Below are 25,405 nucleotides of genomic sequence, written 5' to 3' on the forward strand. Positions count from 1 at the left end.
CATGTCCGATGCGGATATCGTCGTGGTCGGCGCCGGCATTATCGGCGTCGCCTGCGCGCTGCAACTGGCGCGTCAGGGCCAGCAAGTGCGGGTAGTCGACCCGCAGGAACCCGGCATGGGCGCGTCCTATGGCAACGCCGGGCACCTGGCGACCGAACAGGTGTTCCCCATTGCCGACCTGTCGATCCTCAAGCGCTTGCCCGGTATGCTGCTGGACCCCATGGGCCCGCTGCGCCTGGATTGGAAATACCTGCCGCGCGCCCTGCCCTGGTTCGCGCGCTTGCTGCTGAACCTGCGTCCGGCGAGTTATCAGCGCACGGTCGCGGGTATCCGTACGCTCAATGAAGGTAGCCTGGGTGCGTGGCAGCGCCTGCTGCACAGCATCGGGCAGCCGGACTTGTTGCGTGAGGACGGCTCGCTGCTGGTGTTTGAGCGGGCGGAATCACGGGAAGCCCTCAATGCCTTGCAGCAGCGCATGCAACAGCAGCAAGTGCCGGTCACGTTCTGGTCCGGCGATGCCATACGCCAGGCTGCACCGCAGTTGAGCGACAACATTCAGGGCGGGCTGTTTTTCCCCGGCACCGGGCACTTCCTGGACCCCTACCACGTGGTCTGCGAACTGGTACGTGCGGCCAAGGCAAGCGGCGTGCAGTTTCTTAAACGCCACGTGCTGGATGGCCGCGTCGACGCACAAGGCGTTTCACTCACCACTGACCAGGGACCGCTGTCCGCGCGCCAGGTGCTGATTGCCTGCGGCGCCCATTCGGCCAAACTGACCGCGGCCCTGACCGGCAAAAAAGTCCCGCTGGACACCGAGCGCGGCTACCACCTGATGCTGCCCCATGAACACCATCGTCTGCCGTTTGCCGTCACGTCCCTGGAACGCAAATTCATCATGACCCCCATGACCGACGGCCTGCGCCTGGCCGGCACGGTGGAATTCGCCGGCCTTGATCGCCCTGCGAATATGCAGCGTGCCTGGCAGTTGCATCGGTTGAGCAACGGGTTGTTTCGCGAGGACTTGAGTGCAGAAGGTGCAACGCCGTGGATGGGGTTCCGGCCGTCGTTGCCGGACTCACTGCCCGTGATTGACCGGGTGTGTGATGGGAAGGTGCTGCTTGCGTTTGGGCATCAGCATTTAGGGCTGACACAGGCGGCGGTGACGGCGGAGTGGGTTGGGGAGTTAGCACGTGGGGGGCAAGCGCCATCAGTGGCACCCTATCGCCTGGACCGATTCTGAGCGCTCTGTAGTGAGCAGGCTTGCCCTGCGCTGGGCTGCGAAGCGGCCCTAAACCCAAACGGCCGATTTCCGACTGAAGCACTGCGGCGCCTGGAGTGGGGCCGCTTCGCGGCCCAGCGCAGGGCAAGCCTGCTCACTACAACGAGCGGCGGGATTTACTTGACCAAGCGCTTTTCCTTCGAGGGGCGATAGCCAAAATACGAGCTGTAGCACTTGCTGAAATGACTTGGCGACACAAACCCACACGCCACCAGCACCTCCACCTGTGAAAGCTCGGTGTGCTGCAACAGCCGCCGCGCTTCGGTCACGCGCAGTTCCATGTAGTAGCGCTGCGGCGTGGTGCCCAGTTGTTCCTTGAACAAGCGCTCCAACTGGCGCCGGGACCGGCCAGCGTAGACGGCAAGCTGGTCCAGCTCCAGGGGCTCTTCCAGGTTGGCGTCCATCAGCTTCACCACTTCACGCAGGGGCGCGCTGACGCTGACGTTTTCGGTGGGTTTGATGCGCCGATAGCGGGATTCTTCAAAGGCCAGGATGTCTTCGACCCCTTCGACCAGTGCCTTGTCATGCAAGCCCTTGATCCAGTCCAGCGCCATGTGGAAGGCACCGGACGGGCTTGAGGCAGTCAGGCGGTCGCGGTCGATGACGTAGGGTTCGCTGGTGACGTGGGTGGCCTTGGACACTTCTGCCAGTGCCGGCCGATGTTCCGGGTGGATGGCACAACGATAGCCTTGCAACAGTCCAGCACGGCCAAGGAACCAGGCGCCATTCCACAGCCCCGCGAGGTTGATGCCCTGTTCAGCGGCGGTGCGCAGCAGGTGGATGAAGTCTTCGCTGGCCTTGAGTTCCGTGCGAAAACCGCCGCAGATCACCAGCAGTTCCAGGTCTTGCAGCGCCGCCACGTCGATCCGTGCATCCGGGCGAATCACCAGGCCAAGGTCGCTGATGACTTCGCCATCGTCACAGCCGAACGTACGCGCGGCGAACAGATCGGGACGCAGCAGATTGGCGGTAACGAACGTGTCGAGGGTCTGGGTGAAAGCCGGCAGTGAGAAGTGTTCGAGCAACAGGAAGCCGACGCGGGTGACCGCCGCCGGCTGCGAGGTTTCGTTGAGGTAGCGCAGGTTCTTGCCTTTCATGCCGCCGCTGAATTGACGTCTTTCCATCGAGGGTTGGCCCACTCTTATTGTTGATGCAATGGGCGTCATCTTAGGGGCAAATGCGTCGGCTGTCTCAGGCCCTGATCTTGAAAAAACCACAAGCGACCAAAGCCCCCGGCTAAACAGGGCCAGTCGCATCTGATACGGTTTTTTCTTTGCTATCTGCGTCTGTATCGAAACGCCGCCTGGGCGGACAATAGCGCCATCCCTACTCCCTTCCCTCTGGAGGCCTTATGACCAAGATGGCACTTTTCCTGTTCGGCTTTTTGGTGTTGACCATTGGCATCGGCCTGCTGGCGACCATCTCGCCGGTCTGACAGTCAGCCGGCGAACAGCATCGGGTACAACGACAACACCAGCAACGCCGCCATCGACCCGTTGAACAGTCGCAACCAGCGCGGCTCACGCAGCACATTGCGCAAGCCGCTGCCGCATCCGACCCACACACAGACGCTGGGCAGGTTGACCACGGCAAACACCAGCGCAATCACCAGCACATTGGTGACGTAACCTTCGGCCGGCGTATAGGTAGTGATCGCCCCCAGCGCCATGATCCAGGCCTTGGGGTTCACCCACTGGAACGCCGCCGCGCCGAGGAAGGTCATGGGCTTGCCCTGCTCATCAGGGTTGTCGGACATGCCGCCCGCCGTCGCAATCTTCCACGCCAGGTACAACAGGTAGGCCGCGCCCACGTAACGCAGCACTGTGTACGCCCACGGAAATATCTTGAACACCTCGCCCAGCCCCAGGCCGACCGCAATCACCAGCAGCATGAAGCCGATGCTGATCCCCAGCGCGTGGGGCATCGACCGGCGGAACCCGAAGTTCACGCCCGAAGCGAGCAACATGGTGTTATTGGGCCCGGGCGTGATCGAGGACACGAAGGCGAACAGCACAAAGGCTGATAACAGGCTGGTGGACATGAACATGATGCGGCATCCAAACGAAGAGGTATGCCAGCGACAGTAGAGGGTAATGCGCCGACCCGCCCCGTACAGCCAAGGTGCGATTGAGGCATACACTTTTTTGCCATGATTTTCACAAAGCTTTCACAGGCGGGCGCCTAGGGTGACTCCAGCTCCTAATGAACATCCTTTTTAGCCCGCGCTCCCCACGCGGGCTTTTCTTTGCCTGGCATTTGTGACGGGCAAAAAAAGAGGCAAGCCATTGCGCATGGCTTGCCTCTCACATCTGCCCGTTAGCGCGGGCCGCCGCCTGGACCACCGCCCTGACCATGCCCGCCACCGTGACCACCGCCTCCACCACCTCCCGGTGGCATGAACATCCAGCAGCCCGACAGGGTCGACAACAGCGCGATTACCACCGCTGCCTTGGTTAGATAACTCAACTTCATGACCACACTCTCTTACTTGACGAGATTGACTTCTCGCAGGGTAAGACAGCGCCAACTCAAGTGCGTCACGGCTATCGTGTAACCTGATGGTAGGGTTTGTAAGCCAGGTGGTACAAGGTGCCGTCAGTTCTGCGGACGTTGCTTGGTGGAGTCCAGTTCGGCTTTTTTACCGGTGCTGATTTCAGTGATTTGCGCCGACTTGGCGATCGCAAAATCGAAGGTATCCTGCATCTTGGCAATGGCATCGGTGGCGGTGCCTTTCAGCCCGCCGTTGGCCGCCCAGTCGAAGTTCCACACACCCGAGAGGTTATCGGCGCCAGGGACGTCGTGGGTTTCGATAGCGGTGAATACATCGGGGTGACGCTCCATGTACTTGGCCGCATCAGAAACTTCGGCCGGCACTTTGCCTGAGGCATTGTTGGCCAGTTGGGTCAGTTCCTGCTTGGTGATGGCCGACTTGCCGGTCTGGCGCATGTAGTCGGCAATGACCTTGCTGGACTTGGCGATGTTCAACTTGTCGTCGAACACCGAAGGTGATGCTTTAGGCGTATTTGCCCCGCTGCCGGCGGGCGTTACGGTAGTAGACATCGGCGCTGCTCCCCTGGTGGAACGAATGCAATCGTCGTGCTGACGACAGCCCGAAGCGGACGTTAGCATGGGCAATGGGCCAGTAATCCGTGCTTCACAACAATTCACAAGGCGCCGCGACATCACTCCAAGCGCATTGCGAAAGATCACTCAACTTTCTCGTCCTCTTCTCATTTCGCACTCCCCTGCGCCCATGAGCTACTTGGCACTTCACAACCACCCGTGGAAGTCGCCATGTTCAACCATAGCCGTTGCCTTGCGTTAAAACTGATGGACCGTTTCCTGCGCGGCATTTGGGCCGTCGCCATTCTGATGTTCCCCATGTTCGCAGCGGCAGTTGTAGGCGGCGCCGATGCGACGGATGGCCGCTACCCGTTTATGGCGACGCTGCAATTCAAGGCGTCCGGCGCGACGCCGCTTGAGCGCCATGGTTGCGGCGCTGCGCTGGTCGCGCCTGACTGGGTGCTGACCGCTGCCCACTGCCTGGTAAACACCCAGCCGTCAGAGGTAGAAGTGACCCTGGGTCGCACCCAACTGAGCAATACCTTGCAAGGGCAGACAGTGGGTGTAAAACGCATTGCCCTCCATCCTGAATTCCTCCGCTCGTTGACCCTCGATGTCGCACTCCTCAAACTTGACCGCGCCATCACCGGCATTCAGCCCATCGCTATCGTGATGCGCGAGGAAACGCTAGAGGAGCGCATCAAGCGTCCAACAGTCCTCGGCTGGGGCAACACGGCACGCAGCCCGGCACCAGATGTACGCCCGGACCACCTGCAACGCGCACGATTGCCCAGAATGCCGGACACCCAATGCTCGTCACTCGCGCCGACCGTGAACCTGCAGAACACCTTTTGTATCGGGGCTGACGGTTTGATACCGGACAGCGGCGACTCGGGCAGCCCCGTCTTCGTAAAGCACCCCAAGCGAGGTTTTGTGCAACTGGGCGTTGTCAGCCAAGGGGTCCTGATTGCGCGGTTGTCCAACCCAAAGATTGCTGATTTTATTCGCGAGACGCTGAACGAATCGCCGTGAACCAGCGCTACTTCGTGGCCTGATCCCGCTGCCGTGCCAGCCCCTCCAGCGTAAACCGCGCCTGGGTCAGCACCACCTGGCGCACCAGCTCCATTTCTTTCTGATTCACCTCGGTCCAGTTCAACGCCGCCAGCAACTTGGGCTTTTGCACGCGAAATGCGAGCCCTTGAGTGAACAGCGCCATGGAATGGATCACGGTGCGTTCATCCTCCACCGCAAAACCGGACAGGCGTGCGATCAGCAATCGGATCACTCGGCCGATGCGCGCCTTGAAATGCTCATCGAACGCCCGTGTCGCGCTGGGCGGGCACAACCCGGCCTGGTGGCGATCCATAAATGCACGCCAGACCGTGGTTTGCGGGCTGTCCTGGATGGTCGAAACCACCGTACCCAAAATGCCCAAAGAGGCATCGATCAGCGCGTCGTCACCTGAATCGGCGTCCGCCAGCGCGCTTTCTGCAGCCTCCACGGACGGCGACATCTTGCCCCACAACAGCGTGATCAAGTGTTCGACACACGCCAGGTACACGCCTTCCTTGCCATCGAAGTAGTACTGGATCGCAGGGGCGTTGACGCCGGCAGCCGTGGCGATATCGCGGGTCGACGCGCCATCGTAGCCACGCTCGCCAAACACCCCGACCGCCCCCTCAATGATGCGTGCCCGGGTTTCTTCGCCGCGCTGGTAGCCACCCTCGGCAGCAGGTTTATGTCGTGCCATGTGCAACTCCACTCGAATACCGGACCAAAATATACCAGTTGACAAAAATTCGCGAAAAAAGGAATTTATTCCATCTGTTATAAATCTGGAGTGACCTCGATGTCGGCTGCACCTTCCTCCTCTCAGGTCACGCCTGAAGAAACCGTCAACGGTCAACGCGGCAAGGCCCGTCGCATCCTGCTTTCACTGGCCGGCATCGCCGTGCTGGTGGGGGTTTCGTGGGCCGCTTGGTGGTGGATCACCGGGCGTTTTATCGAGACCACTGACGACGCCTACTTGCAAGCCGACAGTATCAGCGTGGCGCCCAAGATCAACGGCTACGTGGCCGAGGTGCTGGTGAGCGACAACCAGAACGTCAAGCGCGGCGATGTGCTGGTACGCCTGGATGCGCGCAAATACCAGGCGGTGAGTGACGAAGCGTCCGCCACTATCGCCGCACGCAATGCCGACTTCGCCAAAGCCCAGGCCGATCTGGTGCAACAGGACTCGACCATCGCCGAAGCCCGCGCTCAATTGCAGGGCGCCGAAGCCGATGCGCGACACGCGCAGACCGAAGTGGCCCGTTACGCACCGCTGGCCCGCTCCGGTGCCGAGCCGGAAGAGCGCCTGGCCCAATTGAACAACCAACTGGCCCAAGCCCGCAGCACCGTGGCGGCCAAACAGGCGGCACTGCGCTCCAGCCAGACTCGCTACGGCACGCTGCAAGCCCAGCTCAAGCAAGCCCAGGCGCAACTGGGCGTAGCCAAGGCCAGCGAAGCGCAAAGCCAGCTGGACGTGGACGACGCCGTGATCCGCAGCCCGCTTGACGGTCGCGTGGCCGACCGTGGCGTGCGTGTGGGCCAGTACGTACAGCCCGGTACGCGCCTGCTGACCGTGGTGCCGATCAGCGCGATCTACCTGACCGCCAACTACAAGGAAACCCAGATAGGCGCCATGCGCCCCGGCCAGACGGTTACCGTGCACGTGGACGCCCTGCCCGGCCGCGACCTGCAAGGCCACATCGACAGCCTGGCCCCCGGCACGGGCGCGCAGTTCGCCTTACTGCCACCGTCGAACGCCACCGGTAACTTCACCAAGATCGTACAGCGCGTGCCGGTGCGCATTGCCCTGGACGTGCCGGACGACCTGCGCGCCGCGCTGATGCCCGGCTTGTCGGCCACGGTGGACGTCGACACGCGCACCCACGGCGCGGACGCCAACCATGGCTGAGGCGATCATGCCCGCGGTGGCTGCCGAGAAACCGCGCAACGCCTCGCTGACCGACTGGATCGCCGTCGCCGCCGGGGCATTGGGCGCCTTGCTCGCCACTCTCGACGTGTCGATCACCAACTCCGCCTTGCCGCAGATCCAGGGTCAGATCGGCGCCACTGGCACCGAAGGCACCTGGATCGCCACCGGCTACCTGATGTCGGAAATCGTCATGATCCCCCTCGCCGCCTGGCTGACACGGGTGTTCGGCCTGCGCCGGTTCCTGATCGGCACGGCGCTGATGTTCACCCTGTTTTCGATGTTCTGCGGCCTGTCCACCAGCCTTGGCGCGATGATCGCCGGGCGCATCGGCCAGGGTTTTGCCGGTGGCGCGATGATCCCCACCGCGCAGACCATCGTGCGCACCCGCCTGCCGCCCCACCAACTGGCCATCGGTACCACGATGTTCGGCATGACGGTGATCCTCGGTCCCTTGCTCGGCCCTGTGATCGGCGGCTGGTTGACGGAAAACATCAATTGGCGCTGGTGCTTCTTTCTCAACCTGCCCATCAGCATCGCCCTGATCACCCTGCTGATCACCGGATTGCCCAGTGAGCGCATGAACCTGCAACGTTTTATCAGCGCGGACTGGCTGGGTATTCTCGGCCTGGCGATGGGCTTGAGTTCGCTCACCGTGGTGCTTGAAGAAGGTCAGCGTGAGCATTGGTTCGATTCGCTGCTGATTGTGTGGCTGAGCATCGCCACGGTGACCGGATTTTTCCTGATCGCCGTGGGGCAATTCCGGTCGAGTACGCCGATCCTGCGCCTGCCACTGGTGCTCAACAAAAGCTTTGGCAGTGTGCTGCTGATTGGTACGGCCGTGGGCGCGGGGCTTTATGGCACGGCGTACCTGGTGCCGCAGTTCCTCGGCATTCTGTCCGGTTACAACGCGCAACAGTCCGGCTCGATCATGTTGCTGTCGGGCATTCCTGCATTCCTACTGATGCCGATCCTGCCGAGGATGCTCGGCCGCTATGACTTGCGTTGGATGGTCGGCGCCGGCCTGTTGCTGTATTGGGCCAGTTGTTTTGTCGACACCCAGTTGACCGCCGACAGCGTCGGGCATGACTTCATCTGGTCGCAGTTGCTGCGCGGCTTCGGGCAGATCCTGGTGATGATGCCCCTCAGCCAATTGTCCATGCGTTCGGTCGAGACCAAGGACGCCGGGGACGCGGCCGGGCTCTACAACATGTCACGCAACCTCGGCGGCACCATCGGCCTGGCGTTGCTCGGCGTTTTGATGGACCGGCGCAGCCACTTCCATGACGACAGGCTGCGTGAAGGCATCCTGGCCAACAGCCAACTCGCCCAGGACCATATGGCCAGCAACACCGCCAGCTACCTGGCGCAAACCGGCGATGCCTCCAGCGCCCCGTTGCAAGCGATGGCCCAGTTGGCCAACGACATCGCACGACAAGCCTCGGTCATGGCCTACAACGACGCCTTCTACGTACTGGGGCTTGCCATGCTGGCGTGCCTGCCCCTGATCTTCATCCTCAAAAAGCGCACGGTACAGCCATGATTGCTCGCTCCCTTCCCCTGCTCCTGACCGTTGGTCTGCTGTCCGCCTGCACTGTGGGACCGGATTACCCAGGCGCGCCGGATGCGGCGCCGAAAACCCTCGCCGCCGGGCGCCTGCCCCACGCCGACCGCCAAGCGCCCAACGCGCCGGCGGTAGCGCAGTGGTGGCGAACGCTGGATGACACGCAGCTCAATGAACTGGTCGACATGGCGCTGAAGAACAGCCCCGACATCGCCACCGCCCAGGCGCGCTTGAAGCAATCCCGCGCCAGCCTCAGCGGTGCCCGCGCCGACGCCCTGCCCAAGGTCACCGGCGACGCGGCGATGTTGAAACTGCGCTCGCCCAACACCTCTGCACTCGGCGGCGGTGGCGGCGGCGGCGGCCCGCTGACGCTTTACCTCGCTGGCTTCGATGCAAGCTGGGAAGCCGACTTGTTCGGCGGTACGCGCCGCGCAGTCGAAGCGGCGCAGGCGGAAGCCGACGCGGCCCAAGCTCAACTGGCCGACGCCCAGGTGCAACTGGCGGCCGAAGTGGTCCAGGCCTACACCGATCTTCGCGACCAGCAAGCACGATTAGCGTTGGTTGAAGCCAGCGTCGACATCGAAAACCAGGCCCTCGACCTGACCCAGCAGCGTCGCAGTCGCGGCGTAGCTTCCCAACTGCAACTCGAACAAGTCCTCACCCAGGCAGAAAACACCCAGGCCCAACGCCTGCCGTTGCAAGCTGCCATCGTTGAATCCCTGGATCAGCTCGGCTTGCTATGCGGCCTGGAACCCGGCGAACTGGACGGCCGCCTCGCCACCGCCCAGGCCCTGCCCGCCATTCCCAGCGCGGTGCCCGTGGCAGACCCCGCCGCCCTCCTCAAGGCCCGTCCCGACATCCGCGTGGCCGAACGCAAACTGGCCTCCAGCAACGCCCAGATTGGCGAAAAAACCGCCGACTGGTTTCCCAAGCTCAGCCTGATGGGTGACCTGTCATTCTCCGCCAGCGACCCCGGCCACCTCGCCCGCAAGGCCAACGGCAGTTGGTTGATCCTGCCGCGCCTGACCTGGAACGCCCTGGATTTCGGTCGCGTTTCCGCCAGCGTCAAAGGCGCCGAAGCCGGTCACGACGAAGCGCTCGCGCAGTACAAAAGTGTGGTGTTGAGTGCACTGCGTGATGCCGATGTCGCCCTGGCTCGATACGGTCACCAGCGCCAGAACGTGGTGCTGCTGCGCAGTGTGGAAGCCTCGGCCGTGCGTGCGGCAGACCTGACCCGCCAGCGTTATCGAGCGGGCACAGCCAGCACCCTGGATTGGCTGGATGCAGAGCGCACGCGCTACCAGGCCCAGGAAAGTCGGATCTCAGGGGACGCGGAACTACTCAAGGATTTTGCTTCGTTGCACAAGGCATTGGGGCTGGGCTGGACGTTGTGACACACTTCTTTGCACAGCCCCGCCAGACACGAGGGAACCATGCTCCGTATTCATCAAGCGACCCCAGCCGACCTTGAAGCCCTGCGCGAAGTCGGCTGTACCACCTATCGAGAACACTTTGCGCAGATCTGGTCGCCTGCTGGCTTGCAGGCGTTCCTGGATCGGGACTTTTCCCACGAAGCGCTGCGCCAATCACTCGAAACATCCGACAGCCCTCTATGGCTGCTCGCGTCGGATGACAACGCGCAAGTCGTCGGCCTGGCAAAGGTCAACTGGTCGGCACCGGCGCCCATAACAGGTGAAGTTGGCGCAGAACTGCGCAAGATCTACTTTCTCAAATCCGCCGCCGGGCGCGGGTATGGCAAGCGATTTATGCAGTTCATTTGCGACCAGGCTGTAGAGCGTGGTGAGCGCTCGCTGTGGCTGACAGTGCTCAAGTCCAATCCCGATGCACGACGGTTTTATGAGGCGTTTGGGTTCAAGTGGATCGGAGAAATCCCGTTCAAGACGGACCTGGCGGAAACTGGAATGGACGTGATGGGGCTTGAACTCAAGCGGCGAGGAGCCTGAATGGATGAGTTGATAAAAGGCCTCGACGGGCCCAGGACGGCGCAGCAGGAATTGTTCTACGACCTGGAAGATGCGGCGGCGGTGATTGGGTGGTCGGTGGTGGAGCTAACGGCTATGGCAGCCAGCGGCAGGACGCCGGATGAGGCGGTGGCACTGATGAACATATGTGCCTTACTAATGGCTCAGCAGGAAAGGATTGGCGTGTATGCCGCAGAGGTAAAGGACCAGCGCATCACACGATCATAAGCGAGTTGCACCGGTGGTAATCGCGGAATTCTATCGATCAACCCGGATAAAGCAGCACATTCAGCGATCGCCAGTAAGTGCTGCTTATTCGCGCATACCGCTTAGTTGATCCAATCCGGGTGTACGTTCATCAGTTTTCCAGGCGACTTCTTAACACCATTACAACAAACGTACCCGTTATACAGATACAACCCAGGGTACTTGATAAAGCTCAGTGGCTTTACAGTGAGATACGCTGCATTCGACCAGCTGCCATACGCATAGAGATAACTCTGGCTCGTATAGGAGAGGTATTCGGCGGTGTCCACGGTGACGATATACCAATTGCCCTCGCCATAGTTCACTACCAGATACAACGACGCTTTTGTAATGTCCTCGGTGGTTTTTACATAACCATCGACCATTTGCAAATACGTGTTGGGTACGGTCGAAAAGTCTTTCAGGCGTGCCAACTGAGAGGGCGGCACTGCCGCGTCATTGGCGTTTTCACCGGCTTGTGGCCGTGCTTCAGGTTTCGCTGTTCCTTCTGGTGATTGCAATCCGTTCGACATGTTGAAATCCTTTCAGAAAAGTGGGTGCTTCGACAACACACGCAAAGAACACCTCACCCAGAACACTGACTCGCTGTTCCTTGCGCATGCCTGTTAATGCCTATGCCAAGACAAGCTCGGCACAAACCAGAGGAACAGTGAACGACTACTTTCCCGTCAGATACTGTCAAGTTTCACAGTCTGCTAGATGATTTAGCGATGAGTACGCAACTTTAAGGCGCAAAATGTGCAGGCAATAAAAAACCCCGTAGACGTTAATCTACGGGGTTTCTAAGAGGCTTCGTCGGCTGAGCTCGCGCGATATGCAAACCTCGATTACTGTTCACATATACAGTGCCGAGTAAACACCCATGAAAGACATCGACGACGACACATCCCATTGGCTCGGCTGCCCTACGTCCCTGGAAATGTTCCAGCACCAGTGCGCCCTACTAGAGGACGAGCTCATCCGGACCGCGGCGATGCTGCGAAAAGCGCGGGCCAATGTGGCCGGCCTGGTCCAGATGAATGACCTACTTTCCACGGGCAAGGCTTCAGCAGAGGCTGCGCTAAGGGAAGCCCTTGAGCTTTCGCCAGCCAAGAGCAACGACGCATCTGAGAATTTGAGCTTTCGACCCATCGACCTGATTACCCAGCAGCGGGACCACCTGTTCACGGAGAACCAGCGGTTGCTGCTGGAGATTAAAGTACTCAGGGGGCCACAGGCTTAGCACTCAAAGCCTGATAGCTCCGCTCGCACGCCAGGCCAGCTATTCGGGCGCGATCATAAGCAACCGCCAACTCTCCCGCTGTTTTGTCAGCCCGCTGGAGCAGGTCGGAGAGCACCATTGCGGCGCGGTTGGCTGATGTGCCTCGCTCGGCAGCTCCGGGATTGCCGCAGGCTGTGGCGGCGAGCTTATTGGCGTCTGCGTGCAGCCGGTCACCAGAAGCACCAGCGACACCAGCATCCACCATTGCGGCTTTGTTCTGTTCTCGCGCATCGCTTGCTTCGTTATTCACTTGAGCCTGACGGCGCTGTTCTTCTTTCCGGGCCACATTGCCAGCCTCGGTTATAGCCAGCGCCTGGGCCTCACCCATCACCAGACCGGCCAAGGCGTCACGCCAACACCTTCTTCGCTCGCTCCCACAATTGCAGGCGATCTTCCAGGCCGTTGAGTCCACCGTTAATACGCCGCGTGATCTTCGTGAAATCCTCCTGATCTGCCAGCGTGTTCAGGCCTTTCGTAGACCAGAACCAGGCCGCCGACATCGCGGCGTGCCGCGGCAACTCAAGCAGCTCTGGCTTGTCGATCAGGTTGAGGGTCAAGGCTTCACCACAATCTGCATAGTTCGCCCGTCCGGTGATCTGGACCAGCCCACGCCCCCGGTACTTCGAGCCGTCACCCTTGACCGTGTTGCCAAGATCGGCACGACCTTCATACCCGACCTGCTGCGCGGTCGACCCCCAGATCTCGCGCACATAGCGCAACTGCCCAGACTCATGTCCGACCTGGGCGATGAATGCAGCGATGCTCAACCTGGTTACGATCCCATACTTGCCCATGGCGGCATTCAGTACAGGAACAAAAACGCCGGCATTGCGGCCGGCGTTCGGGAGGATCTGCAGCAACTGGTGCTCAGTGATAGGCATCATCGAACCTCATCGAGAATAAAGAAACATGTCGAGACTGATACCGACATGCAAGGTAGAATCCATCGCCCCCAAGGAAAGAGCCCCCGGATGACTTCAGATAACCGACGACGCATAGTTTTTCTGGACTACATGCGCATCTTTGCATTCACAAGCGTACTGATCGGCCATAAGTTTTACCCGGCCATGGAGAGGTTTATATCCGACCAAAACAACAATGAGCTTGCTAGATTAGCTTTAGAGCTATGCATGCCTTTGTTTTACGGCGGCGTCGTCGGAGTTATCGTTTTTTTCCTAGTGTCCGGTTACGTAATCACTCACGTCCTAAATAATGAACGCCCCCTTGAATTCATCATTAAGCGTATATTTCGAATTTATCCACTTTATATTGCAGCAGTAGTCTTTCAGGCCATTTTGGACAATCACCTGAGAAACATAGCGCTCCCAAGTGTCGAGGTAATGATTCCACGATTACTTCTGATTGGTGATTTTTTTAACACGCCTTATTCTCTTAGTGGTGTCGAATGGACTCTGCGGGTTGAGATTTTATTCTACATATACATGGCCGTATTAAAAAGATCTGGCGCACTAGAAAACACAAAAATACTGCCATGGGTTTATACGGCAACGGTTGCAGCAATTTTTATAACTCCAGCTTTCCCGACAGTTGGACCATTGGCGTTCGGCTACACCAGTATATATTTCGGGATTTTACTTGTTGGATCGTGCCTATATCTAATTAAATATAGAAAATCTCCAATACTGTCGGCAGTCGTTGCGTCTGCGCTAATGATTCTCGCTTCATTGACAATGATAGACATTTATCAGCCTCGGTGGAGCAACATGCATTTCATCTATTACGGTCTGTCGATCTTCTTAGCGGCTATTTATTTAGAAAGTTTTTTGCCAGATGCCAAGCCTATAAAGCTGTTATCAAGCCTGACATTCTCGATATACCTATTTCACAACTGGCTCACTGAATATATCGTTGCACTGATCTCATATGTAAATCCTGCTCTGCCAGCGAACGCGCTCGCCGCGCTACCTATCTTGATGTTGGTTTGCTACATTGCTAACCGCATTATTGAAAATCCAAGCATACAAATTGGCAGGATCGCCACAGATAGAATATCTGGCGCCGTTCAAACACCTAGATAAGATTCAGGCTGCGTCGGCCAAGAATGGCTATCAGGCCATCCTGGCTGTCCCGGAACTCGCCCCAAATCGCGATTGTAGCGGCGCCACTGTTTAAGTTGATTTTTCCGTACAGGAAGCTCTTTAACCTCCGCTTGCGAAGCATCACCTTCAGAAACTGCAAAATCCAGCGTGTCAACCCGACCAGTCAAAGCGCTTACCTGGAGATTGGCTTGCTGTGTAGCAGTGCTTAAAGCAGAGAGCGACTCGTTCAACTTTAATACGGCAATAAAATCAAGATACAGCACACTATCTTCGCTGACCTTCACAACTCCCGGCCAATTTTCACTGTCTTGAGCGCTAGAAAATACAGCTACCACCTTACCCCCCCAACGACTTGTACATAAATCATATAGCGTACCCCGATATGAAAATATTGATGCTCGCGCTGGTGCCAGTAGCAGTGAACATGTAATAAATTCTTTGTGCCGTAGCTAAAATAAGAATGTAATTCGCAGACAGATTCGTAACTGCTGATGAAGTCACCTGCTGGAGCCCTACTCCGCCCACCGTAGCGTCTGAGGCAATAGTTGAATTTAAAGCGCCGGAGTTCGAATTCATCCCAACCGTGCCAGTTACATAAACTGCATTCAACGGCACCGCTGACGATATGTTTACACTTGTTAATGTAGGGGTGGCCACCATTGTATCAAGCACGCTAACCGCGATTGCATTTATCGTTCTATCGGCCTGATATCCAATCTTAAGCTGGCTGCTAGCATTCGTCCTCCACACGCTGACAAGAGCCGAATGAGTGTAGCCAGCTGGCATGTTGGCACCGCCATAAACGGATGGCGCAACTGCCGATGTTGCGTTTCTTGCGAGCAGTGCGGTCGTGCCCATTGTTGGGTTTAATATCGCGTATATCGCTACACAACCATTTGCCGGAGTGGTGTCTGTATCCATCCCTCCGGCACCATTAATTGAAAGATTGATAGTATTGCTAAACGAGTAAAGCTTAGCCTGAGCACCACCAAGGGCAACGGCAACGATTATTTCATCTGCCGTCAGAGTCGCAATATAACCTGCAGCAACGACAGCCATCTTGAGATTTCTAGCACTCCCGACCACGCCGTTAGAAAGCGAGAGAAGCTCCCGATACACGAAGTTGGTGTTAGCCAATCTAGCGCTATTATCATGAAGTCGAGGGGTCGAATTCGTGGCCGGCTGACCAGTAAATATGGGGGTTTCTAAATCAGCTTTGTCGTTCAATCGAACTGCAAGCTTTTTAGGTGTTACGGCCGCAGAGTCATTTATCCCAATAATGACCTGCGTCTGGGTAGCAATCTTAAGCCATCCAAACGCGGTTCAGTAGCCCGGGTGACCACCTTGGCGATCGCCTGAAATACCCGAAGCGGGCTCATCGCCTTGGTGGCTGACATCCCGGCCTCGGCTTCGGGCTGACTCGCAAACGCGACCGAAGAGTCGGAGATCTTCTGATCATCGGTGTACGGCATAACAAAGAGACCCCTCGCGATTATTACGCAGGCGATATCGTGTGGAATGCAGTGTACGAAGCGGCCGTTCAGGAACTCAAGGATGCTATGGACCTGGCCTACTTAACCGGCCAGCGCCCTGCAGACGCGCTGAAGGTGGCAACCACGGATTTGAACGCAGGGTTCCTGATGATCAAACAGGGAAAGAGCGCGAAGAAGCTACGCCTGCGACTGGAAGAAGATGGCGTGGAGTCGGGGCTGAGTGCCTTTATCAATGACCTGCAGGAGCGCCGAGCGCTTAACGGCATAAAGACATCGAGGCTAATCACCAACACATCCGGCCTTCGAATGAGCCAGCAGATGCTGCGCAACCGTTGGGACGAAGCACGTGATAAAGCTGCGATCAAAGCCGGGGCCGACGGAGACTCCGCTCTGGCCGTGCTCATTCGCCAGTTCCAATTCAAGGACATCCGTCCTAAAGCAGCCAGTGAAATCGAACTGACGCACGCAAGCCGGCTGTTAGGCCACTCCACCGAGGAGATGACCAAGAAGGTCTATGGGCGCGTTGGCGAGATCGTAAAACCCACTAAGTGATCACTAGACTTGATACTACACTCACTAAATGCGTTTATTTAGCTCTCCGACAAATCGACCAATCTCAGCATGGGACGAGTCCAGTAACTTGAGAACATCATTCATAGAACCCTCAAAATGAAATTCTACCCAATCATGCTCTTTTCTTACCTTAACACTATCAATTATCATCCCTCTAAGCTGCTGCTGGGTCATTGAATTAGACAGTACTAGTGGCTGTGGATTTATCAGGACGCCATCCACCCACCATTGATTTATTCGGATATTGCCACTATCCCGCATGACCATGCCGCCATCCCCAATGCTTATGGTATTGGAAGGCGAGTCTTTCCTGATCTGAGGTTTTAGTCTGTCATGCTTGTTAAAATTGGTGAGGACGCAAAAATCATATAGCCATAGGCTGCCGCAAATATGCGGCTGAATACTGCATACTACCTGAAGCAGGTCTGGTCTTTGTGTATCTAAGCCTGGCAAGTTTTTTCTCAAACTTTTTGAGAAGCTCTCTTCATCCTTTCCATATGGAAAATGAGGAGAGTTCTTTTTCTTTGTATAACTTTCCCAGATATCCTGAGCAGAATATTCCAGTACGCTCCGGCACTGTTCTAAAGCAGACTTTACAACCGGTTTTAGAATTTCTAATTGACCCTCGTCCGATCTCGCAGCTTCGTACCTTTCTTTAATTCTTGAAATGCTTGAAGCACAGTCTTCAAGAACAGCCTGTATGTCCTCGTACCTTTTCATAAGCTTCCCTAGCGAGATTTGGTGATTTATCAAATATCACTCTAACGTAGCATCAAGTCTATGAAACGAGAATGGCAATCTCAACCACAGGTCACACAAGGACGTAGCTGACTCGCAGAATCCGTGCGAGATTCTGGCTAAAATATCCGGGGGTTGCGGAAGGGGTCCCAAAAGTTGCGGAAGGGATCATAAATTTCGGGCATTAAAAAACCCCGTAGACCATTGATCTACGGGGCTTTAAGAGTGGAGGCCGAGGTCGGAATCGAACCGGCGTAGGCGGATTTGCAATCCGCTGCATAACCATTTTGCTACTCGGCCTCAAACGATCAATGTCCTGACTGCTGACACTCACCGCATAAAAACTTGAGTGGGCTATGAAACCCTGCCTCTACTCTAACTCATTGAATACATTGAAGTTTTTAATGCTTCGTTGCGTTCGATGGGCGCCATTATGTACGTATTTGCCAAAGCGTGCAACCCCTTGATTTCAAAAATATTTCGTATTGGCATCAAGGGGTTGCGGGGCTGCCCTACTCCTTGATGTGGAGTTGTTGGTACTGCGGGTCGGCCTTGATTTGCGCTTCGGTGAAGGGCAATGGGCTGAGCTTTTTCTGGGAGAAGGCTTGGGTCTGGTCCTTGGCGTGTTTGGACGCTGGGTTGCTGGACTCGGAGAACGCGAGTACGCCTTGGGCATGGGGCCCCTGGTCGTCGAAAGTGACGATTTGCAGGTAGCTGGTGCCGCTGACCACTTCACGCTTGCCGTCGGCGCGGGGCACGGTTTGCATGGCGTTGTAGATTCCCAGCTCTTGCGGGCCGCCGTGGATCGGGGTTTGGCCGGAGACTTGGACGTCGCCCCAGGTGCTGTTGGCGGTGAGGCCGAGTTTGGCGACGTCGGCGGTGGACGCCAGCATGGCGTCGCGCAGGGCTTTGGCGACGTCCGCGCGTTCGATGGCCAGGCCGCGTGGCGTGGTGAGGGGTTGGGCCGGGTCGAAGGCGACGCGCCAGGCATCGGGAATTTGCTGCAGGTGTTGCACCAGGTTGATGAAGTGCAGCAGGCCGATGCCGCTGTCGAGGTTGGCGCGCTGGTCCCAGTTTTTCAAGTCGGTGCACAGGGGCTGCAGCGCAGTGGCGTCGGCGCCGAGGTGTTTGGCGCAGAATGCGAGCAGGTCGGGCATGACTTGGCCCGCCAGGTACACCTCGTTGTCCATCACCATGTTTTGCAGGTCGGTGACACCGATCGGTTTATCCAGGGATTGCAGGCGTTGCAAGGCGAAACGCGCGCGCGGGCCGAGGCCGATGTGATCCTGGCTGATCACTGGGGAGAAGCCGGTGAGCGGCGCCTTGGGGTTGGCCAGCCAGGCCGAGTCGTTGGAGTGCTGCACGTAGTCGGTGCGTTGCAGTTGCGGCAATTGATCGGCCGGGAAAATGCCAGCCTGGGCGGCGCGCGGGTCAATGTCCCAGGCGCAGGCGCTGTGGGCGCCGTCGAGCATGATCATCTGCAGACCTGCACGGGGGTCGCTGCATTGCGCGAGTTTGGCCGCGCTGACGTTGGGCACCACCGACTGGTTCATATACAGGCTCTGGCCTTGGTCATCGGCGGCCAGGGTGTTGACCCACGGGATACCTTGCAGAGTGTGCACCGAGGTTTTCAGTTGATCGAGGCTGCCCGCGCGGTTCATCGCGTACCACTGTTGCAGCACACGGTCGTTGCCCAGGTTGGCGTCACGCAGGCTGAAGGCGTAGCGGTTGTCCCAGTCAAGCTTGCCCGGCCATTGCACCACCGGGCCGAATTGCGAGCTATAGACGGTGTGCGACTGACCCTTGAGGCTGCCATCGGCTTGTTTGACCTGCACCGTCACCGTGGTTTTATCCAGGGCGACGGATTTGCCATCAAGCAGGTAGCGCGTGGAATCCTTCGGGTCCAGGGTCAGGCGGTACAGGGTGAAGTGTTTGGACGTGTCCACGGTGTGGGTCCACGCCACATGCTGATTGAAGCCAATGTTGATTACAGGCAGGCCCGGCAACGCCGCGCCCATGACATCCAACTGGCCGGGGATGGTCAGGTGCATCTCATAAAAACGCATGCCACCCACCCACGGGAAGTGCGGGTTGGCCAGCAGCATGCCGCGCCCGTTGAACGAACGATCGCGGCCCACCGCTACGGCGTTACTGCCACGATCGAAGGCGAAGCGCTGCTGCTTGGCGGCGGCCAGTTCAAAGGCTTTCGAGTCGGTCGGTACACTGGCTGTGGCTTGGGGCGGCGTCGCACCCACCAAGGCCTCAGCGAATTGGCCGACACCGCCTTCGACCAACAACCTACGGGTTAGCTTGACCAAGTCTTCAGCCACCAATGGCCGCACCCACGCCGCCTGGCACTGCGCCGGAGCGCCCTGCTCTTTCAGGTAACGGTTGTAGCCGGCCACATAACCTTGGATACGTTGCTGGATCTGCGGGCTTTGCGCCTTCCAGAACGCGGCGACCGATTCCGGCGTGTTCAGCCACGTGAAAAACACGTCACTGGCCAGGTTGTTGCGCTCTTCCAGGGTCGCCTGCTCGGGGCCGAAGAACTTGGCGCGCTCGCCATTCACGGTGACCACTTCATTGGCCAGCAGGCACAGGTTGTCCTGGGCGTAGGCGTAGCCGATGCCGAAACCCAGGCCACGCTCATCGTTGGCGCGGATGTGCGGTACGCCGTAACTGGTGCGCCGGATATCCGCCGACGCTTGCGTCACCGGTTCCCGCGCCGAGGCGGCCAGGCTCAACCCCAGCAACACGCCCGCCACACCTACCCTGGACAACCCATTGGAAATAATCACGCAAACTCCACCGTCAGATTTAACCGCCTCACAAGGGGTAATAACCCCACCGTAAGAACGCAAACCACCAGGAATAATTTAGCGCGACGGCACGTTTATTTAAGGCAGTGCGGATGTGACAAAACCGATACCGACAAAATTTCTACATCCGGCACTTCATGATTTTGCTCGCTCGTTCGTCTTATTAACTAAGAGCGCTCATTTTTTCCTGATCAGGCTCTGATAAGGAGTTTTTGCATGTACAACCCGCAAGTGCCCACGGATGGACATTCACCGGCTGCCGAGGCCAGTTTCGGCAACGGCGCACAAGCGTTCGGCAAAGCGCCCGAACAGCAAGGCAACCAGCGTATCCGCCACCTGCTCAAGTGTTTTGGCTTGCGCACCAGCCTGATCCGGCTGAAGGTCATCGACGCCCTGCTCACTGCCGCCGACAACCAGCGCACCCTCGGGGTACGCGGCGTGCACAGCCATCTGCTGGAGCTGGGCATTCCGTTGTCGTTTCTCAGCGTGCGCGAGGTGCTCAAGCGCCTGTGCAGCGAGGGCGTGATCACCCTCAATGCGGATAAAAGCTACAGCCTCCATGAAGAGGCTGCCAAGGTGCTCGAAGGTCGTGCCTGATCGCCCTTAGAGCTTGACCTTGCGGCGCATGATGCCGTTGATCACCACCACGACCACTGCGACGGCAATGGCGATGGTCTGGAACGTCTTCTCACTGATAACCCCGGTGTTCTGCAAGTAGGACAGGCCAAACATCGTTGCCAGTACGGCCAGGGCAATCAGAATCGAATATTTCAAACGCTGCTTTTGTGTCATGACGGGTTCCTGAACCTGAAAAATAAAGCGTCGAACCTGCCCTGCGCGCAAGGGCGAACAGGTCCGACAGGCGCTCATGTTACAGGCGATGAAAAACTTTGGCTCGACCAATCAGCCGGCGTGCACCCAACGCTGGTGCAGCCAGCGCGCCAAGACATCCAGCGCAAAGCCCAGCAACCCGATCAACAACACCATCGCCATCAACTCCGAGTAGGCCAGCCGATCACGGGTGTCGAGAATGTAATAGCCCAGCCCGGCACTGACCCCGAGCATTTCGCACGGCACCAGCACGATCCACAAAATGCCGATGGCCAAACGCACGCCGGTCAGCACATGCCCGACCACACCGGGAACGATCACCCGGCGCAAGGTCTCCCAGCGCGTCGCACTCAGGCTGCTGCTCAGCTGCAGCCAGCGCGGGTCCAACTGGCGCACGCCGGCAGCGGTGTTGAGCATGATCGGCCACACAGCGGCAAACGCCAGCAGGAAATAAATCGGCTGGTCGCCTACCCCCATCAGCATCACCACAATGGGCATCCACGACAGCGGCGAGATCATGCGCAGGAACTGAAAGGCCGGCGTGGTCGCCGCTTCCAGTGTGCGTGAACGGCCCACCAGCAACCCCAACGGTACGCCGACCAACAACGCCAGGAACAACCCGACAAAAATGCGCTTCAGGCTCACCGCAATATGCAGATATAGCTCACCGCGTCCCAGCAATTCCCACAGGCTACTGAAGGTGGCGGCCAGGGAAAAACGCGCGGACAACCCATCCGTCGTGCCGAACACCTTCACCCCCAGCCACCAGAGCAACAGCAACCCCGCCAAGCCACTCAACCCGAGCAACCAGCCCGGGATTTCACGGTTGTTCAAACGCCGATCTCCTCTTGCCGCTCATAGCCGTCCGGCAAGCCAAAGGTCTTCATGCCGCCCACGGCCTCGATGGCGTTGCGCACGAAGCGGTCGTCCACCAGGTCCTTGGCGACGAACGCCGGGTCGAGGTCAGCGAGGAATTTCTTGTCGCCCTCGATCAAGGTGTCTTTCAGGCGCCGCACCAGCTCCTCGGTGTAGCTGGGGAATGGATACGGCTGGAAGTCGATGCGGTGTTCATCCCAATTTCCGTGCTGGATCGCACCGTCTGCCAGGTAGGCGGCACGGTCGGCGGCAGCCGGCGCCAACACCTTGCTCAATACCGGCTCGGCATGCGGGGTGTAGCGGTTCGGGCCGTCCTTGGACAGCAGCTTCACCGCTTCTGCGCGGTTGTCGCGGGTCCAGACCTGCGCCTTGACGATGGCGTTCACCACCTTCTGCGACCACTCCGGACGGTTGGCCAGGTCGTGTTCGTGCATGAACACCACGCAGCACGCGTGGTTGCGCCACACGTCGCCGGTAAAGCGCTGCACGCGACCAACCTTGAGGTTTTCCGCCAGGGCGTTGAACGGCTCAGCGACGATATAACCGTCGATGCGCTGGCTGGCCAGGGCCGGTGGCATGTCCGAAGGGGGCAACACGATCAGGTTGACCTCATTGGCCGCAATCGCACTGCCCGCCGCCCGCGCCACCGGCGTGAGGCCGTTGTCACGGAACAGTTGCTGCACCACCACGTTATGGATCGAGTACCAGAACGGAATCGCTACCGATTTGCCGCCCAGTTGCTTCACATCGGTGATGCCCGGCGCCACGGTCAGGCCGGAGCCGCCCACATGGTTCCACGCCACCACCTTGGCCGGCACCTTGCTGCCATAACGTGCCCACACGGTCATCGGTGACAGCAGGTGAATCACATTGACCTGCCCTGAGATAAACGCTTCGATCACCTGCGCCCAACTGCGCAGCAACACCGGGCGTTCGGCCTTGATGCCTTCGGCTTCGAACAGGCCGTTGTTGTGCGCCACCAGCAGCGGCGTGGCGTCGGTGATCGGCAGGTAGCCGATGCGTACCGGTGCATCCGGCTCGCTGGCGGCGCGGGCTTGCAAACTGCTGAGCAGCGGCAAGGCACCGGCGGCGCTGAGCACGGCGGAAAGTTTGAGAAAGTCGCGGCGCGAATGGGACAGGTCATCCAGGCACATGGGCAGGCTCCAGCAAATCAAGGGGGTTGGATTGAGGGCGGCTCGCCTGCCGTAGGGTTTTAAGGATGTCGATACGCAGCGCGCCGATGGCTTCCACCTGTTCTTCGCGGGGTTGCGGCAGGTCGATCAGCCATTCGCCCAACGTCCGCGCCGGGCGGTTACCCAGTAGCAGGATGCGATCGGACAGCAGCAGCGCTTCGTCAATGTCATGGGTGATCAGCACTGCCGCCGAGCCTTGCTCGCGGTTGACCTTGAGCAACAGGTGCTGCATATCGGCGCGGGTCACTTCGTCCAGGGCGCCGAAGGGTTCATCCAGCAACAGCACCTGGGGCTGGCGTGCCAGGCAGCGGGCCAACGCCGTGCGCTGGGCCATGCCGCCGGACAACTGCGCCGGGAAGTGCTGCCGCGCATGCTCCAGGCCTACGGCGGCGATGGCATGGTCGACGCGCTGGCGGCGCTCGTCAGCGCTCAGATGGGGTTGCCGGGCGAAATCCAGGCCGAAGGCAACGTTCTTTTCCAGGTTCAGCCAGGGCAGCAGGCTCGGGTCCTGGAAGGCTACCGCCACGCGTGGATGAGGACCGTTCAACGGCTCGCCCAGCACGCGCACACTGCCGCCCTGCGGTGCCTGCAAACCGGCGAGGACGCGCAACAGGCTGGACTTGCCCACCCCGCTGGGACCGAGGATCGACACCACTTCACCGGGTTGCAAGTGCAGGTCGAAGTGCTGCAACACCGGCCCGCTGGCATAGCCCAGGCAAATCCCCTGGGCACTCAATACGGCCGCTGTCATAGGTTGGCCTGACGCTGCAGTTCAGTGCGCAATTGCACCAGGCTTGGCGTCACGATCGGCACAAACGCCGATTCACGCCAACGTCGCGCGAAACCACTGCCGTGGGCGGTGAGATAAGCCTTGCCGCCGCTGGCCTGCAACTCCAGCTGCACGGCGCTGGCGGCGGTCTCCGCCAGGGCGATGCGCAGCTTGAACAACGGCACCGGTTCGGCGGCGAAACGCCCTGCCAACAGGCCACCTTTCAAGTCGTTGACCAAATGGTCCAGGGTCACGCGCAGGGTTTCCAACTCTTCGCGCAGCACCGTGCGGGTCGCGCCCAGGTGGTTGGCGACTTCCGCCAGGGAACGACGCGCCAACCCGATGGACATCCCGCACTGCAGGCCCAGGAACGCCGGGCGCACCGCCGGCAGGAATTTGCGCGCGTCTTCGTGCAGCAGCCAGTCGCGACTCAGCTCCACGCGTTCCAGATCCAGGGCCGCCGTGTTGCTTGACTGCAAGCCGAGCAATTCCAGGTCGCGAGAACGCTGCAAACCTGCCACCGAGTCCGGTATCGCCAGGATAAACGGCGCACCACCGCCCGCGTGCTCAATGGCCGCCGCCGCGACAAAACCGTTCTTGCGCAGGTTGGTCACCCAGTGCAGGCGGCCGTTGAGGGTCCAGCCATCGTTGGACGGTTCGGCGCTGATCTGCAGGGTCTCGATGCCCGACAAGAACTTCATCGCGTTGGACAGCCCCGTGGCCCCCGCCAGCTTGCCGCTGAGCAAATCGGGCAGCAACTGTTCACGCAGCCGCGCATTGGGACTCTGCAGCAGATACTCGATAAACGAGCGCTGGCCCCAGCACACGAATGCCGCCGCCAGGGAATGGCTGGCAACGTTGGCGATGGCCTCCACGGCGCCAGCCACATCACCACCCAGGCCGCCCAGGTGAGTCGGCACGCCGATGCGTAATACGTTGGCCTCTGCCAGCCGTGGCAGCACTTCCTGTGGATCGCAACTGCCCACGTCCAAAGCTTGCGCCTGGATGTCGAGCCAACGGCTCAAGATGGGGTCAAGCATTCCTGTTTCTCCTTTACAGCAGGTGGGCCAACTTCAACTTGCGGGCTTTTCCCAACGGTATTGCGCCAGCTCCGGGTTCAGTGGAGTACGAGCAAACACGTTAGCGAAGTTGCACAAGGTTGCCAGGCTGACGCCCAGAATCACTTCCAGCGCCTGGCCTTCGGTGTAACCGGCGGCGCGGAATGCGTCATAGCCCGCATCGCTCACATCACCCCGGGTGGCGATCACTTCGCGGGTGAAGGCCGCCAGGGTTTCATAACGGGCATCGGGCAGCTCGCCACGCTGACGCAGGGCTTCGATGACGCTTTCCGGCAACTTGGCTTTGTTACGCGCGACGGCGGTGTGGCCGGCCACGCAGAAATCGCAACCGTGAGTGGTGGCAGCAATCAGTTGCACCACTTCGCGGTCGGCCAGGCCCAGTTCAGATTTGGCGTTCAAAGCGGAGACGGTGATGTAGGTTTCCAACGCAGCGGGCGCATTGGCCAGCACTGCGAGTAGATTGGGAATGAAACCCGAGCCCTTCAGTGCGTTTTCCAGCAAAGGCTTGGCCGCTTCCGGCGCGGTTTCAGGGGTGAGCAAGGGTACACGGGACATGGAGGCGTCTCCTGATGAGTTCGTGT

29 protein-coding genes and 1 tRNA gene are annotated in these 25,405 nt (G+C 59.1%); 11 read left to right on the forward strand and 19 right to left on the reverse strand.

From position 1 onward, the window contains the following. The first annotated feature begins 1 nt into the window (after window position 1). Window positions 2–1,240 (forward strand): NAD(P)/FAD-dependent oxidoreductase, encoded by a 1,239-nt coding sequence (locus tag ACP7BX_RS18305; protein WP_426160986.1) that lies wholly within the window; start codon window positions 2–4, stop codon window positions 1,238–1,240. A 155-nt stretch (window positions 1,241–1,395) separates the two neighbouring features. Here ACP7BX_RS18305 and ACP7BX_RS18310 read toward each other — a convergent pair whose 3' ends face one another. The 4 genes from ACP7BX_RS18310 to ACP7BX_RS18325 form a co-directional block, all read right to left on the reverse strand. Continuing rightward, the gene (locus ACP7BX_RS18310; protein WP_426128729.1) at window positions 1,396–2,403 is read right to left on the reverse strand and encodes a GlxA family transcriptional regulator; all 1,008 of its coding nucleotides are present in this window, start codon (window positions 2,401–2,403) and stop codon (window positions 1,396–1,398) included. 314 nt (window positions 2,404–2,717) lie between these two features. Then, window positions 2,718–3,326, reverse strand: coding sequence for a LysE family translocator (locus ACP7BX_RS18315; protein ID WP_426128727.1), 609 nt, complete (start codon window positions 3,324–3,326; stop codon window positions 2,718–2,720). A 269-nt stretch (window positions 3,327–3,595) separates the two neighbouring features. After that, on the reverse strand, window positions 3,596–3,751 hold the full coding sequence (locus ACP7BX_RS18320; RefSeq protein WP_177074976.1) for a hypothetical protein: 156 nt from the start codon (window positions 3,749–3,751) through the stop codon (window positions 3,596–3,598). Window positions 3,752–3,874: 123 nt separating this feature from the next. After that, window positions 3,875–4,339 carry a hypothetical protein gene (locus tag ACP7BX_RS18325; RefSeq protein WP_033903010.1) on the reverse strand — a complete coding sequence of 155 codons (465 nt, stop codon included), beginning with the start codon at window positions 4,337–4,339 and terminating at the stop codon, window positions 3,875–3,877. A 234-nt stretch (window positions 4,340–4,573) separates the two neighbouring features. Here ACP7BX_RS18325 and ACP7BX_RS18330 point away from each other — a divergent pair, with 234 nt between their 5' ends. Continuing rightward, entirely contained in the window at window positions 4,574–5,374 is an 801-nt protein-coding gene (locus ACP7BX_RS18330) for a S1 family peptidase (protein ID WP_426128725.1), read from the forward strand. A gap of 7 nt (window positions 5,375–5,381) precedes the next feature. Here the strand turns inward: ACP7BX_RS18330 and ACP7BX_RS18335 are convergent, their stop codons facing one another. Next, the gene (locus ACP7BX_RS18335; RefSeq protein ID WP_426128723.1) at window positions 5,382–6,092 is read right to left on the reverse strand and encodes a CerR family C-terminal domain-containing protein; all 711 of its coding nucleotides are present in this window, start codon (window positions 6,090–6,092) and stop codon (window positions 5,382–5,384) included. 99 nt (window positions 6,093–6,191) lie between these two features. Between ACP7BX_RS18335 and ACP7BX_RS18340 the strand changes: the two genes are divergently transcribed. Genes ACP7BX_RS18340 through ACP7BX_RS18360 form a run of 5 tightly spaced genes read left to right on the forward strand, consistent with a single transcriptional unit; the run spans window position 6,192 to window position 11,093 of the window. Continuing rightward, window positions 6,192–7,301 carry an HlyD family secretion protein gene (locus tag ACP7BX_RS18340; protein WP_426128721.1) on the forward strand — a complete coding sequence of 370 codons (1,110 nt, stop codon included), beginning with the start codon at window positions 6,192–6,194 and terminating at the stop codon, window positions 7,299–7,301. After that, on the forward strand, window positions 7,294–8,862 hold the full coding sequence (locus ACP7BX_RS18345) for a DHA2 family efflux MFS transporter permease subunit (protein ID WP_082461983.1): 1,569 nt from the start codon (window positions 7,294–7,296) through the stop codon (window positions 8,860–8,862). Before ACP7BX_RS18340 ends, ACP7BX_RS18345 begins: the two co-directional genes overlap by 8 nt. After that, window positions 8,859–10,277 carry an efflux transporter outer membrane subunit gene (locus tag ACP7BX_RS18350; protein WP_426128719.1) on the forward strand — a complete coding sequence of 473 codons (1,419 nt, stop codon included), beginning with the start codon at window positions 8,859–8,861 and terminating at the stop codon, window positions 10,275–10,277. Before ACP7BX_RS18345 ends, ACP7BX_RS18350 begins: the two co-directional genes overlap by 4 nt. A 39-nt stretch (window positions 10,278–10,316) precedes the next feature. Further along, window positions 10,317–10,847, forward strand: coding sequence for a GNAT family N-acetyltransferase (locus ACP7BX_RS18355; protein WP_426128717.1), 531 nt, complete (start codon window positions 10,317–10,319; stop codon window positions 10,845–10,847). Next, window positions 10,848–11,093: a hypothetical protein gene (locus ACP7BX_RS18360; protein ID WP_426128715.1), complete on the forward strand. Its 246-nt coding sequence runs from the start codon at window positions 10,848–10,850 to the stop codon at window positions 11,091–11,093. Window positions 11,094–11,194: 101 nt separating this feature from the next. Here ACP7BX_RS18360 and ACP7BX_RS18365 read toward each other — a convergent pair whose 3' ends face one another. Further along, complete coding sequence (locus ACP7BX_RS18365) at window positions 11,195–11,644, reverse strand: hypothetical protein (protein ID WP_426128713.1); 450 nt, start codon at window positions 11,642–11,644, stop codon at window positions 11,195–11,197. Window positions 11,645–11,994: 350 nt separating this feature from the next. Between ACP7BX_RS18365 and ACP7BX_RS18370 the strand changes: the two genes are divergently transcribed. Then, complete coding sequence (locus ACP7BX_RS18370) at window positions 11,995–12,354, forward strand: hypothetical protein (RefSeq protein WP_426128711.1); 360 nt, start codon at window positions 11,995–11,997, stop codon at window positions 12,352–12,354. Here the strand turns inward: ACP7BX_RS18370 and ACP7BX_RS18375 are convergent. Beyond that, the gene (locus tag ACP7BX_RS18375) at window positions 12,335–12,736 is read right to left on the reverse strand and encodes a DUF2514 family protein (protein WP_426128709.1); all 402 of its coding nucleotides are present in this window, start codon (window positions 12,734–12,736) and stop codon (window positions 12,335–12,337) included. The two genes, ACP7BX_RS18370 and ACP7BX_RS18375, sit on opposite strands and share 20 nt — an antisense overlap. A gap of 4 nt (window positions 12,737–12,740) precedes the next feature. Next, the gene (locus tag ACP7BX_RS18380; RefSeq protein ID WP_426129118.1) at window positions 12,741–13,274 is read right to left on the reverse strand and encodes a glycoside hydrolase family 19 protein; all 534 of its coding nucleotides are present in this window, start codon (window positions 13,272–13,274) and stop codon (window positions 12,741–12,743) included. A gap of 90 nt (window positions 13,275–13,364) precedes the next feature. On the opposite strand from ACP7BX_RS18380, the gene ACP7BX_RS18385 reads away from it, so the two are divergent. Continuing rightward, the gene (locus tag ACP7BX_RS18385; protein ID WP_426128707.1) at window positions 13,365–14,432 is read left to right on the forward strand and encodes an acyltransferase family protein; all 1,068 of its coding nucleotides are present in this window, start codon (window positions 13,365–13,367) and stop codon (window positions 14,430–14,432) included. On the opposite strand, the gene ACP7BX_RS18390 is transcribed toward ACP7BX_RS18385, so the two are convergent. Continuing rightward, complete coding sequence (locus ACP7BX_RS18390; RefSeq protein ID WP_426128705.1) at window positions 14,417–14,788, reverse strand: hypothetical protein; 372 nt, start codon at window positions 14,786–14,788, stop codon at window positions 14,417–14,419. The genes ACP7BX_RS18385 and ACP7BX_RS18390 overlap by 16 nt on opposite strands. A 28-nt stretch (window positions 14,789–14,816) precedes the next feature. Then, window positions 14,817–15,680 carry a hypothetical protein gene (locus ACP7BX_RS18395; RefSeq protein WP_426160716.1) on the reverse strand — a complete coding sequence of 288 codons (864 nt, stop codon included), beginning with the start codon at window positions 15,678–15,680 and terminating at the stop codon, window positions 14,817–14,819. 296 nt (window positions 15,681–15,976) lie between these two features. Between ACP7BX_RS18395 and ACP7BX_RS18400 the strand changes: the two genes are divergently transcribed. Next, window positions 15,977–16,498: a tyrosine-type recombinase/integrase gene (locus ACP7BX_RS18400; RefSeq protein WP_426160717.1), complete on the forward strand. Its 522-nt coding sequence runs from the start codon at window positions 15,977–15,979 to the stop codon at window positions 16,496–16,498. Between the two features lie 24 nt (window positions 16,499–16,522). Here ACP7BX_RS18400 and ACP7BX_RS18405 read toward each other — a convergent pair whose 3' ends face one another. The 3 genes from ACP7BX_RS18405 to ACP7BX_RS18415 form a co-directional block, all read right to left on the reverse strand. Next, on the reverse strand, window positions 16,523–17,239 hold the full coding sequence (locus tag ACP7BX_RS18405; RefSeq protein ID WP_426128699.1) for a hypothetical protein: 717 nt from the start codon (window positions 17,237–17,239) through the stop codon (window positions 16,523–16,525). Between the two features lie 244 nt (window positions 17,240–17,483). Then, a tRNA-Cys gene (locus ACP7BX_RS18410) sits at window positions 17,484–17,557 on the reverse strand. Window positions 17,558–17,769: 212 nt separating this feature from the next. Further along, window positions 17,770–20,055: an acylase gene (locus ACP7BX_RS18415; RefSeq protein ID WP_426128697.1), complete on the reverse strand. Its 2,286-nt coding sequence runs from the start codon at window positions 20,053–20,055 to the stop codon at window positions 17,770–17,772. Between the two features lie 237 nt (window positions 20,056–20,292). Here ACP7BX_RS18415 and ACP7BX_RS18420 point away from each other — a divergent pair, with 237 nt between their 5' ends. After that, window positions 20,293–20,673, forward strand: a complete 381-nt coding sequence (locus ACP7BX_RS18420; RefSeq protein ID WP_314526357.1) for a fe2+ zn2+ uptake regulation protein — start codon at window positions 20,293–20,295, stop codon at window positions 20,671–20,673. Window positions 20,674–20,679: 6 nt separating this feature from the next. On the opposite strand, the gene ACP7BX_RS18425 is transcribed toward ACP7BX_RS18420, so the two are convergent. The 6 genes from ACP7BX_RS18425 to ACP7BX_RS18450 form a co-directional block, all read right to left on the reverse strand. Beyond that, window positions 20,680–20,868, reverse strand: a complete 189-nt coding sequence (locus tag ACP7BX_RS18425; RefSeq protein WP_010210250.1) for a hypothetical protein — start codon at window positions 20,866–20,868, stop codon at window positions 20,680–20,682. Between the two features lie 111 nt (window positions 20,869–20,979). Then, a complete protein-coding gene (locus ACP7BX_RS18430) occupies window positions 20,980–21,741 on the reverse strand; it encodes an ABC transporter permease (protein WP_426128694.1) in 762 nt (253 codons plus the stop codon). Next, entirely contained in the window at window positions 21,738–22,937 is a 1,200-nt protein-coding gene (locus ACP7BX_RS18435) for an ABC transporter substrate-binding protein (RefSeq protein WP_314526340.1), read from the reverse strand. Before ACP7BX_RS18435 ends, ACP7BX_RS18430 begins: the two co-directional genes overlap by 4 nt. After that, entirely contained in the window at window positions 22,924–23,727 is an 804-nt protein-coding gene (locus tag ACP7BX_RS18440) for an ABC transporter ATP-binding protein (protein ID WP_426128692.1), read from the reverse strand. The genes ACP7BX_RS18435 and ACP7BX_RS18440 overlap by 14 nt, the downstream gene beginning before the upstream one ends. Beyond that, on the reverse strand, window positions 23,724–24,785 hold the full coding sequence (locus ACP7BX_RS18445) for an acyl-CoA dehydrogenase family protein (protein ID WP_426128690.1): 1,062 nt from the start codon (window positions 24,783–24,785) through the stop codon (window positions 23,724–23,726). The genes ACP7BX_RS18440 and ACP7BX_RS18445 overlap by 4 nt, the downstream gene beginning before the upstream one ends. Window positions 24,786–24,818: 33 nt before the next feature. After that, window positions 24,819–25,379: a carboxymuconolactone decarboxylase family protein gene (locus ACP7BX_RS18450; RefSeq protein WP_033903025.1), complete on the reverse strand. Its 561-nt coding sequence runs from the start codon at window positions 25,377–25,379 to the stop codon at window positions 24,819–24,821. Between the last annotated feature and the right edge of the window lie 26 nt (window positions 25,380–25,405).

Source organism: Pseudomonas sp. DWP3-1-3b3 (genome assembly GCF_049896305.1).
Taxonomy (GTDB): Bacteria; Pseudomonadota; Gammaproteobacteria; order Pseudomonadales; family Pseudomonadaceae; genus Aquipseudomonas; species Aquipseudomonas azotoformans_A.